Source organism: Streptomyces sp. 13-12-16, assembly GCF_002114215.1.
In the GTDB taxonomy this organism is placed as follows: Bacteria; Actinomycetota; Actinomycetes; order Streptomycetales; family Streptomycetaceae; genus Streptomyces.
Map to the genome: position 1 here is coordinate 1,294 of NZ_NCTE01000908.1, position 10,237 is coordinate 11,530.

General features: G+C 70.6%; 10 protein-coding genes and 1 riboswitch. Of the genes, 9 read left to right on the forward strand and 1 reads right to left on the reverse strand.

Annotated features, from left to right (window positions below; translation table 11 throughout):
* Window positions 1-2,097, reverse strand: a 2,097-nt coding sequence (locus tag B7767_RS31805) for a chitinase C-terminal domain-containing protein (protein WP_085575151.1), incomplete at its 3' end; no start/stop codon positions are given.
* 224 nt (window positions 2,098-2,321) lie between these two features.
* Window positions 2,322-2,452, forward strand: a riboswitch (FMN riboswitch).
* A gap of 145 nt (window positions 2,453-2,597) precedes the next feature.
* On the opposite strand from B7767_RS31805, the gene B7767_RS31810 reads away from it, so the two are divergent.
* The 9 genes from B7767_RS31810 to B7767_RS31850 all read left to right on the forward strand — a co-directional run bounded on the left by B7767_RS31810 (window position 2,598) and on the right by B7767_RS31850 (window position 10,057).
* Window positions 2,598-3,212, forward strand: coding sequence for a riboflavin synthase (locus B7767_RS31810; RefSeq protein ID WP_085575152.1), 615 nt, complete (start codon window positions 2,598-2,600; stop codon window positions 3,210-3,212).
* Window positions 3,209-3,850, forward strand: coding sequence for a nicotinamide mononucleotide transporter family protein (locus tag B7767_RS31815; protein WP_085575153.1), 642 nt, complete (start codon window positions 3,209-3,211; stop codon window positions 3,848-3,850). Before B7767_RS31810 ends, B7767_RS31815 begins: the two co-directional genes overlap by 4 nt.
* On the forward strand, window positions 3,847-5,136 hold the full coding sequence (locus B7767_RS31820; RefSeq protein WP_085575154.1) for a bifunctional 3,4-dihydroxy-2-butanone-4-phosphate synthase/GTP cyclohydrolase II: 1,290 nt from the start codon (window positions 3,847-3,849) through the stop codon (window positions 5,134-5,136). Before B7767_RS31815 ends, B7767_RS31820 begins: the two co-directional genes overlap by 4 nt.
* Window positions 5,137-5,156: 20 nt before the next feature.
* Window positions 5,157-5,642 carry a 6,7-dimethyl-8-ribityllumazine synthase gene (gene ribH / locus B7767_RS31825; RefSeq protein WP_030867847.1) on the forward strand — a complete coding sequence of 162 codons (486 nt, stop codon included), beginning with the start codon at window positions 5,157-5,159 and terminating at the stop codon, window positions 5,640-5,642.
* 34 nt (window positions 5,643-5,676) lie between these two features.
* Entirely contained in the window at window positions 5,677-5,949 is a 273-nt protein-coding gene (locus tag B7767_RS31830; protein ID WP_029383007.1) for a phosphoribosyl-ATP diphosphatase, read from the forward strand.
* Between the two features lie 47 nt (window positions 5,950-5,996).
* Window positions 5,997-6,881: an ATP phosphoribosyltransferase gene (gene hisG / locus B7767_RS31835; RefSeq protein WP_085575155.1), complete on the forward strand. Its 885-nt coding sequence runs from the start codon at window positions 5,997-5,999 to the stop codon at window positions 6,879-6,881.
* A 19-nt stretch (window positions 6,882-6,900) separates the two neighbouring features.
* Window positions 6,901-7,371: a PH domain-containing protein gene (locus B7767_RS31840; RefSeq protein WP_085575156.1), complete on the forward strand. Its 471-nt coding sequence runs from the start codon at window positions 6,901-6,903 to the stop codon at window positions 7,369-7,371.
* 281 nt (window positions 7,372-7,652) lie between these two features.
* The gene (locus B7767_RS31845; RefSeq protein ID WP_085575157.1) at window positions 7,653-8,984 is read left to right on the forward strand and encodes a hemolysin family protein; all 1,332 of its coding nucleotides are present in this window, start codon (window positions 7,653-7,655) and stop codon (window positions 8,982-8,984) included.
* Window positions 8,981-10,057 carry a hemolysin family protein gene (locus tag B7767_RS31850; protein ID WP_085575158.1) on the forward strand — a complete coding sequence of 359 codons (1,077 nt, stop codon included), beginning with the start codon at window positions 8,981-8,983 and terminating at the stop codon, window positions 10,055-10,057. The genes B7767_RS31845 and B7767_RS31850 overlap by 4 nt, the downstream gene beginning before the upstream one ends.
* Window positions 10,058-10,237: the final 180 nt, after the last annotated feature.

Consider the following 10,237-nt stretch of genomic DNA (forward strand, 5'->3'; position numbering starts at 1 on the left):
CGCCAGGTCCCCGGCGAGGGCGTAAGCCTTGCCGCCGATCGTCACCGTCCAGTTCGACGGGGTCGACACGGGCAGGTAGTAGTTGAACGACAGGTCGACGGTCGCGCCCGGCGCCAGCGACTGCCACGCCGGCAGCTTCAGCGACACCCGGTGGAAGTCGCCCCTCAGGCCGCCCACGTTGCCGCCCGTGTGGTCGCTGCTGATGACCTCGGTGCCGAAACCGGACTGGTCGGAGGCGTTCCCCGGGGCCGAGGTCGCGTAGTCGAACCGGAACTCCGTACCGCCCGGCAGCGCGGTCTTCGTGTTGTTCGTGATCCGCAGCCTGGGCGTGATCGGGTAGTTGGAGTCACCCAGCTTGAAGTCCGTGAACTCCACGTCCACGTTCACGGCCTCCGTCGGCAGGTCCGCGTTCGACTTCCTCGCGCCGTACGGCGCGGCCGCCTTGAACTTGTCGTACATCAGCGAGGTGAGCGTGTCGCCCGTCTCGTACTGGCCCTCGGCGGCGTTCCAGTCGTAGTCGCCGGCCAGCTCCCAGATCATGGTGCCGCCGATGCCGCGGTCCACGACGTAGTCGGCCTTGGCCCCGACCGACTGCTCGTCCTCGGTGGAGAGGAAGACCTTCTTCTCGGCGTTCCACAGCCAGGGGGCGACCAGCGTCGGGTCGTACCTGCGGGCGTACGTGCCCGTCAGCTTCGTGTCCGCCGGGAATCCGTAGTCGGTGACGTAGTCGCCGACGATCCCCTTCTCGAGGTTCTTGGCGTGCCACATCGGGTTGGAGCCCGCCGGGGACTCCTTGCCGTCGGTGTCGAGGTCGTGCCAGAGGTTGTCGATGCCGACGGCGCCGTCACCGCACTTGGTCAGGCCGGAGCCCGCCGGGCAGGAGGAGGCGGACGCCTTGCCCCACAGGCCGTCGGTCCCGCCCTGGACGTTCTTGTGGCCGCGGGTGTAGTACGGCAGGCCGATGTTGATGCGGCCGGCCGGCATGGAGCCGCGGAAGTAGTGGTAGGCCCAGTCGGTGTTGAGGTAGCCGACGCCGCCGTACTGGGCGCTGCCGTAGACGTTCGCGGCGGCCAGCTCGGCGTCCTTGCCGTCGTCGAACAGGGAGGCGTTCGGGCCGACGTACTCGTTCCAGGCGCCGTGCAGGTCGTACGACATGATGTTGACGTAGTCCAGGTACTTCTGGACCTGGAAGGTCTCCATGCCGCGCAGCAGATAGCCGGACGAGGGGGCGGCCACGGTGAGCATGTAGTGCCTGCCGTCCGCCGCGCCCGCGCGGTCCAGCTTCTCGCGCAGCGTCTTCATCAGCGCCGCGTAGCCCTTGACCAGCCCGGCCCGGCGGGCGTTGGCGAAGGACCAGTCGAGCGGGTTGCCCGCGTCCTTCATCGTCGTCGGGTACTCGTAGTCGATGTCGACGCCGTTGAAGCCGTACGTCCGGATGAAGTCGACCGCCGAGTCGGCGAAGGTGTCGATGCCGGCCTGGTTGACCGAGCCGTCGGCGTTGGTGGCCATCGAGTAGAAACCGCCGGAGTCCACGCGGTTCCCGCCGTCGTCGATGTAGCCGCCGGTCTCGGCCCAACCGCCCACCGAGATCAGCGTCTTGACGTCCGGGTGCTGCTTCTTGAACTTGTTGAGCAGGTTGAAGTGGCCCTTGTAGGGCAGTTGCGGGTCCATCTCCGCGCCGGCCACGCCGGGCCACGTCATGCCCGTCGCCGGGTTGGCGGCGGTGTCCGGGCCGACCGAGATCCTGTTGCCCTTGTCGATGTGCGCGAACGCGTAGTTGATGTGGGTGATCTTGTCCCACGGGATGTCGGACGCGAGGTAGGCGGGCTTCCCGTCCTTGCCGGTGCGCCAGCCGGTGAAGTAGCCGATCACCCGGCGCTGGTGGTCGGCGCCCATCTCCTCCCGGCCGGCCGAGTCGTAGACCGAGCAGTACGGGACATCGACGCCCGGCGTCGAGTACAGCCCGTCGGGGCGACAGGACTCCTGGTCGGCGGCGTGCGAGACGGTGGCCGGGAGGGCGGCGAGCAGCAGGCCGCCGACGGCGGCGGCGGAGGCGAGCAGCGCGGGTCTCGCTCCGGGGCGTGAGGGGGACGGCACAGTGGGTTCCTCTCCGGGGAAGTTGGCTCGGACCCTAAGAGGACTAGACCAAAGCGTCAATAGGTATGGACCAATTTGGCGGGCCGTCAAGGAGGTCCCCCGAAGGGGGAGTTGCGTCCTCGCGCGACCCTCGGCGGTCTCCGCGTCACTTCCTGTGAGCCACTCCACATTCCTCGCCCGCATGGAGTGCGTCCGGCCGTGGCAGACTGGCCCTGTACCAGTAGCAGCGCACTCCGGGGTCGGTGAAAGTCCGAACCGGCGGTTACAGTCCGCGACCCGGTCGCCTCCAGCGATCGGTTGACCAGGTGAAATTCCTGGACCGACGGTTAAAGTCCGGATGGGAGGCAGTGCGCGGCGGGCGGGCATCCATGCGCGCCGCCGTACCGGTTCGCCATTCGGGCGGACCCTGTCCGGCGTCGCCCCTGGTGTCCTCGTCCGCGGTTTCTGTCGTCATCGACAGCCCCGGAGTCCGTGCCCGAAGAGGCAGGAGGACCCGGGAAGTGTTCACCGGAATCGTCGAAGAGCTGGGCGAGATCACCGCCGTCGAGACCCTCGACGACGCCTGTCGCTTCCGGCTGCGCGGCCCCGTCGTCACCGAAGGCGCGAAGCACGGCGACTCCATCGCCGTCAACGGTGTCTGCCTCACGGTCGTCGAGCACGAGGGCGACGAGTTCACCGCCGACGTCATGGCGGAGACCCTGAAGCGCTCCAGCCTCGGCGTCCTCGCCGTCGGCTCCCGCGTCAACCTCGAACGCCCCACGGCCGTCGGCTCCCGCCTCGGCGGCCACATCGTCCAGGGGCACGTCGACGGCACCGGCGAGATCCTCGGGCGCGAGCCGTCGGAGAACTGGGAGATCGTGAGGATCTCCCTCCCCGCCGGCCTCTCCCGCTACGTCGTGGAGAAGGGCTCCATCACCGTCGACGGCATCAGCCTCACCGTCGTCGACGCCGGGCCCGACTTCTTCACCGTCAGCCTGATCCCCACCACGCTCGCCCTGACCACGCTCGGCATCAAGCAGCCCGGCGACCCGGTCAACCTCGAGGTGGACGTCATCGCCAAGTACGTCGAGCGGATGCTCGGCGACCGCGTCATCGGTGAGGGGGCGGCCCGGTGAACTGGCTCAACTCCGATGCCTTCACCCTCTTCGACCAGCACATCAAATGGTCGGACATGATCGGCAACGTGATCGGTCTGATCGCCCTCGCCCTCGGCTGGCGCCGCTCCATCTGGACCTGGCCCGCCCAGTTCGTCTCCGGCCTGATCCTCTTCACGGCCTTCGCCACCGCCCACCTCTCGGGCAGCGCCGGCAAGCAGATCGTCGTCATGCTGGTCGCCGCCTGGGGCTTCTGGCAGTGGAACCGCGGCCGGCGGCAGGCGCAGGACGGCACCATCGCCGTACGGTTCGCGACCAACCTCGAACGGCTTCTCCTCGTGGGTGCCGCGGCCGTCGGCACCCTCGCCGTCGGCGGGCTGTTCACCCTCTACCCGTCCCTGTCCTGGGACCCCTGGCCGGACGCCTACATCTTCGTCGGCACGATCGTCGCCATGTACGCGCAGGCCCGCGGCATGGTCGAGTTCTGGTTCGCCTGGCTGCTCGTCGACCTCGTCGGCGTCCCCCTGAACTTCGCCAACGGCTTCGCCTTCTCCGGCTTCGTCTACGTCATCTACGGCGCGCTCGTCCTGTGGGGACTGCGCGACTGGTGGCTGCGCTCCCGCGACGCGCGGCCCACTCTGGAAGGAGCGCCCGCATGAGCACGGCACCGATCCTGTACAGCACCGACGGCTTCGACGACCTCATGCTCGACCCCGTCGAGCAGGCCCTCGCCGACATCGCGGCCGGCTGCCCGGTCGTGGTCGTCGACGACGAGGACCGCGAGAACGAGGGCGACCTCGTCGTCGCCGCCGAGAAGATCACCCCCGAGATCGTCGCCTTCATGATGAGCGAGTGCCGCGGCATGATCTGCGCCCCCATGGAGGGCGAGGAGCTGGACAGGCTCGGCATCCCGCTGATGGTGGAGAACAACACCGAGTCCATGCGGACCGCGTTCACCGTCACCGTGGACGGCTCGGGCGCCCACGGCGTGACCACCGGCATCTCCGCCGCGGACCGCGCGACCACGCTCCGGCTGCTGGCGAGCGGCACCGCGCAGGCCGACGACTTCGTCCGCCCCGGTCACATCTTCCCGCTGCGCGCCCGCCCCGGCGGCGTACTGGTGCGCAACGGCCACACCGAGGCCGCCGTCGACCTCGCCCGCCTCGCCGGACTGCGCCCGGCCGGCGCCATCGTCGAGATCGCCGGCGAGGACGGCGTCATGCTCCGGCTGCCCGAGCTGATCCCCTTCGCCCGCAAGCACGGCCTGACGATCATCTCCATCGAGGACCTGATCGCCTACCGCCGCTCCGCCGAACCCACCGTCCGCCGCGAGGCCGAGGTCGCTCTGCCCACCTCCCACGGCACCTTCACCGCGTACGGCTACCGCTCCACCGTCGACGGCGTCGAACACGTCGCCCTCGTCCACGGCGACATCGGCGACGGCGAGGACGTCCTCGTCCGCCTCCACTCCGAATGCCTCACCGGCGACGTCTTCGGCTCCCGGCGCTGCGACTGCGGCCCCCAGCTCGACGCCTCCCTGGACCGCATCCAGGCCGAGGGCCGCGGAGTCGTGGTCTACCTGCGCGGACACGAGGGACGCGGCATCGGCCTGATGTCCAAGCTGCGCGCCTACGAACTCCAGGAGCGCGGCCGGGACACCCTCGACGCCAACCTCGAACTCGGCCTGCCCGCCGACGCCCGCGACTACGGCGCCGGCGCGCAGATCCTCGCCGACCTCGGCGTCCGCCGCGTCCGCCTGATGACCAACAACCCCGACAAGTCCGACGCGCTCACCCGCCACGGCATCGAGGTCACCGGACGCGAGCCGATGCCCGTCACCGCGAGCGAGCACAACCTCCGCTACCTGCGCACCAAGCGGGACCGGATGGGCCACGACCTGCCCTGGCTGGACACGCCGACCGTGCCCGCCTGCGGCAACCAGTAACGAGAAACACGAGGAGAGACGTGAGCGGCAAGGGTGCACCGGAACTGTCCGTACGCGACGTGGGGGACCTGCGGGTCGCCGTCATCGCCGCGCAGTGGCACGAGAAGGTGATGGACGGACTGGTGGACGGCGCCCTGCGCGCCCTGCACGACCTCGGCATCGACGAGCCGACCCTGCTCCGGGTCCCCGGAAGCTGGGAACTCCCCGTCGTCGCCAAGGTCCTGGCCGGCCGCGGCTACGACGCGGTCGTCGCCCTCGGCGTCGTCATCCGGGGCGGCACGCCCCACTTCGACTACGTGTGCCAGGGCGTCACCCAGGGCCTCACCCAGGTCTCGGTCGACACCGGTGTCCCCGTCGGCTTCGGCCTGCTCACCTGTGACGACGAGGAGCAGGCCCTGGACCGCGCCGGACTGCCCGGCTCCAGCGAGGACAAGGGGCACGAGGCGGTCACCGCCGCGGTGGCCACCGCGGCCTGCTTGCGTTCGGTATCCGAACCCTGGCGGTGAGCAGCCCCCGTCACCGCGTAGGGTAAGGACCACCATGTCCAAGAAGACGTTCGAGGAGCTGTTCACCGAGCTCCAGCAGAAGGCCGCCCACGGCGACCCCGCCACCTCCCGCACCGCCGAGCTGGTCGACAAGGGCGTCCATGCCATCGGCAAGAAGGTCGTCGAGGAGGCCGCCGAAGTCTGGATGGCCGCCGAGTACGAGGGCAAGGAGGCGGCCGCCGAGGAGATCTCGCAGCTGCTCTACCACGTCCAGGTGATGATGGTCGCCCGCGGCATCTCCCTCGACGACGTCTACGCCCACCTGTAAACCCTCACGTCCACGACACATCCCCTCACACGAAGGAAGCCGACCTCATGCTGCGCATCGCCGTCCCCAACAAGGGTTCCCTGTCAGGCCCCGCGGGGGAGATGCTGCATGAGGCCGGCTACCGGCAGCGCCGCGAGTCCAAGGAACTGCGGATCGTCGACCCGGCGAACGAGGTCGAGTTCTTCTACCTCCGCCCGCGCGACATCGCCATCTACGTCGCCTCCGGACAGCTCGACATCGGCATCACCGGCCGCGACCTGCTGATCGACTCCGGCGCCGACGCCGAGGAGATCCTCCCCCTCGGCTTCGCCCGCTCCACCTTCCACTACGCCACCAAGCCGGGCACCATCGGCGGCCTGGCGGACCTGAAGGGCAAGACGATCGCCACCTCCTACGAGGGCATCGTCGCGGGACACCTCGCCGACCACGGCATCGACGCCTCCGTCGTCCACCTCGACGGCGCCGTCGAGACCGCCATCCAGCTCGGTGTCGCCCAGGTCATCGCGGATGTCGTCGAGACGGGCACCTCGCTGCGCAACGCCGGCCTGGAGATCGCCGGCGAACCGATCATGAAGTCCGAGGCCGTCGTCATCCTCCCCCGGGCTCGAACACACTCGCCCGGGGGGACCCCCACCACCGGCGCGGACGGCGAGGAGCCCAAGGTGCAGCAGTTCCTGCGCCGCCTCCAGGGCGTCCTGGTCGCCCGGACGTACGTGATGATGGACTACGACTGCCGCGTCGAACAGCTCGAGAAGGCCGTCGCCCTCACCCCGGGCCTGGAGTCCCCCACCGTGTCCCCGCTGCACAACGAGGGCTGGGTCGCCGTCCGCGCGATGGTCCCCTCCAAGGAGGCACAGCGGATCATGGACGACCTGTACGACATCGGCGCCCGCGCCATCCTCACCACGGCCATCCACGCCTGCCGCCTCTGACCGGGTCCGGAGCACCACCATGTCCGACACGACCGCGGGCCGGCTGCCCGACCTGCCCGTCACCTTCCGCCCGGGCCGCACCCGCGTGGTGCTGCTCACGGCCGGTACCGCGCTCTTCGTGGTCATCACCCTGATCGCGCTGCTGCTGGAGCAGCTCAGCCCGGGGGAGCGGATCAGTTTCGTGTTCACCGCCGCGCTGCTGGCCGGCGTGCTGTTCCTGCTGGCCCGGCCGAAGGTCGTCGCCGACGAGACGGGCGTCACCGTCGTCAACATCGTGAGCCGGCGCCGCCTGGAATGGGCGGAGATCCTCCAGGTGAACCTCCGTTCCGGTGATCCCTGGGTCTTCCTCGACCTCAGCGACGGCACCAGCCTGCCCGCGCTCGGCATCCAGCCGGGCATCGCCAGACAGCGGGCCGTCGCCGACGCGCGGGCCCTGCGGGCGCTCACCGAGGTCCGCTCCACGGCCGGACCCGAGGCACCCCGGAGCTGACCCGGGGCCGTCCCCCGGGGACGGCCCGGGGCCCGGTTCCGGGAAGCGTCGGGGACGTCCACCTGCCGCGGTCGCCCATGTCTTGATTAATCTGGTGGGCGGAGGCGCGACGACCGCGCCTCCGCCCCTGCCGCCCCGCCCGGTGCACAGGGGCTCCAGCTATCCGAGGAGTGACCCTCTCCGGCGATGGACGGATCGTCCTGTAGTACCTGCGCCGCCCCCTGCCGACATAGCGCGGACCCGTTCCACGAGGTCCGCGCGCATGCGGAGGCGGCGGCATCATGACCACCTCCTTGCTGCTTCTCGCAGCCGCTTTCCTGCTGATCCTGGCCAACGGATTCTTCGTGGCCGCCGAGTTCGGCCTGGTCACCGTCGAGCGACCGGACGCCGAGGAGGCCGCCGCGGGCGGCGACCGGCGTGCCCGCCGGGTCGTCGAGTCGCTCAGGGAACTCTCCTTCCAGCTCTCCGGCACCCAGCTCGGCATCACCATCACCTCCCTCGTCGTCGGCATGCTGGCCGAACCGGCGCTCGCCGGACTGCTGCACGGCCCCTTCACCGGCATCGGTGTGCCCGAGGGCGCGGTCTCCGGTGTCTCCGTCGTCGTCGGCATGCTGCTGGCCTCCGCGGTGCAGATGGTGATCGGCGAACTCGTGCCGAAGAACTGGGCCGTGTCCCGCCCCCTGCAGGTCGCCCGCTTCGTGGCCGGCCCGCAGCACGTGTTCGCCCGGATCTTCCGCCCGGTCATCGCCGGGCTGAACGCCGTGGCCAACCGCCTGGTGCGGGCCCTGGGCATCGAGCCCACCGAGGAACTGGCCTCCGCCCGCACCCCCGGCGAACTCGTCTCCCTGGCCCGGCACTCCGCCCGGGCCGGCGCCCTGGAACAGGACACGGCGGACCTCTTCGTCCGCACCCTGTCCCTCGGCGAACTGACCGCACAGCACGTCATGACACCGCGCGTGAGGGTCAGCGCCCTGCAGTCCTCGGCGACCGCCGAGGACGTGGTCAACCTGACCCGGGCCACCGGTCTGTCCCGCTTCCCCGTCTACCGGGAGCGGATCGACGAGATCGTCGGCATGGTGCACCTCAAGGACGCCCTCGCGGTGTCCGTGCACGACCGGCTGCGCACCCCCGTGGGCCGCATCGCCCGCCCGGCGCTGCTCGTCCCCGAGACCCTGCCCGTACGGCCGCTGCTCACGCGGCTGCGCAGCGAGCAGCCCATCGCGGTCGTCGTCGACGAGTACGGCGGCACGGCCGGCGTCGTCACGCTGGAGGACATCGTCGAGGAGATCGTCGGCGAGGTGCGCGACGAGCACGACGGGCAGGACGTCCCCGAACTCGCCCCCGTCCCGCCCGAGGACGGCAACCCCGCCTGGGACGTGGACGGCGGCGTCCGGGTCGACATCCTGCGGCGCATAGGCCTGGAGGTGCCCGAGGGCCCGTACGAGACGGTGGCCGGCCTGGTCGCCGATCTGCTCGGCCGGATCCCGGCCGTCGGCGACCGCGCGGAACTGCCCGGCTGGCGGCTTTCGGTACGCAGGGTCGGCCACTACCGCGCCGAACGCGTCCGTCTGGTCAGAACGGCCCCGCTGCCGCTGGTGGAGGTGGCCGGATGAGCGTGCTGCAACTCCTCTTCGCCGCGCTGCTCGTGCTCGCCAACGGCTTCTTCGTCGGTGCCGAGTTCGCGCTGGTCTCGGTCCGCCGCAGCCAGATCGAACCGCTCGGCACGGCCCGCGCCCGCCGGGTGCTGTACGGCCTGGAACACCTGCCGCAGATGATGGCGGCGGCCCAGTTCGGCATCACCGTCTGCTCGCTGACCCTGGGCGCGGTCGCCGAACCGACGGTCGCCCGTCTGCTGGAGCCGGTCTTCGAGTGGATGCACATGCCGCACGGCATGATCCACCCGCTCGGCTATGTCATCGCGCTCGCCGCGGTGGTCTTCTTCCACCTCGTCATCGGTGAGATGGTCCCGAAGAACCTGGCGATGGCGGCCCCCGAGAAGGCCGCGCTGTGGCTGAGCCCCGGCCTGGTCTGGTTCGCCCGCCTGTGCAGGCCGGTCACGATCGCGCTCGGCGCCTGCGCCGAGGCCGTCCTGCGGCTGTTCCGCGTCGAACCGAAGGACGAGGTCGAGGCCGTCTTCACCAGCGAACAGCTCAACCGGCTGGTGGAGGACTCCGGCCAGGCGGGCCTCCTCGACCCCGAGGAGGCCGAGCGCCTGGAGGACGCGCTGGAACTGGGCTCCCGCCCGGTGACGGACGTCCTGCTGGACCGCGAGTCACTGGTGACGGTCACGCCCGCGGTCACCCCCGGGCAGATCGTGGAGCTCACCGCCCGCACCGGGTACTCCCGGTTCCCGGTGGCCGCGGACAGCGGTGCCTTCATGGGCTACCTGCACGTCAAGGACGTACTGGACCTGGAGGACTCCGACCGCGCCGTCCCGCAGCACCTGTGGCGCCCGATGACGACCCTCCGCCCCGAACTCCCCCTGGACGACGCCCTCACGGTGATGCGCCGCGCGGCGACCCACCTGGCCCAGGTCTCCGACCCCTCGGGCAGGGTCCTGGGCCTGGTGGCCCTGGAAGACGTCCTGGAACTCCTGGTGGGCGAAGTACGCGACCCGGCCCACCGAGAGGTGACGGTCACTCCCCAGAGAGCAAGCGGAACTCCGGAGGAGGCCCTGGCGACGTAGCAGCCCCAGCCGCGATCGTGCCTCCCCCCAGTGCCTCAAGGGCCTGTGGGGAGGTACCCCCCGGGGCGGCACGGGTGGTCGCGGGAACGCCGTGGCTGCGGGGCGAGCGCAAACCACCCACCCCCCGCCGGCCACCCCACCGGGGTTTCACAGCCCCGGTGGGTCCGTCGGCCCCCGCCC